Below are 381 nucleotides of genomic sequence, written 5' to 3'. Positions count from 1 at the left end.
ATCTTCATGTCGGCGATCGTCACGCACATGATGCGCGTGTTCTTCACGGGCGCGTTCCGCAAGCCCCGCGAGCTCAACTGGGTCGTCGGCTTCGTGCTGCTGATCCTGGGCCTCGCCGCCGGGTTCTCGGGCTACTCGCTCCCTGACGACGTGCTCTCGGGCAACGGCCTGCGCATCACCGACGGCGTCGTGCGGTCCATCCCGATCCTGGGCAGCTACCTGTCGTACTTCATCTTCGGCGGAGAGTTCCCGGGGCATGACATCATCCCGCGCCTGTTCACCGTGCACATCCTGCTCGTGCCCGGTCTGATCCTCGCGCTCATCGGCCTGCACCTGTTCTTCGTCGTGCTGCACAAGCACACGCAGTACCCGGGGTCGGGC

Annotated in this window: 1 protein-coding gene; it reads left to right on the top strand. The window is 65.4% G+C overall.

Annotation, left to right across the window (positions count from 1 at the left end):
* The coding region (locus G3I71_RS49990; protein ID WP_164325631.1) for a cytochrome b at positions 1-381 on the top strand (381 nt) is incomplete at both ends.

It is taken from the genome of Streptomyces sp. SID12501 (assembly GCF_010550245.1).
In the GTDB taxonomy this organism is placed as follows: Bacteria; Actinomycetota; Actinomycetes; order Streptomycetales; family Streptomycetaceae; genus Streptomyces.
This window is presented reverse-complemented; position numbering and strand designations above follow the sequence as displayed.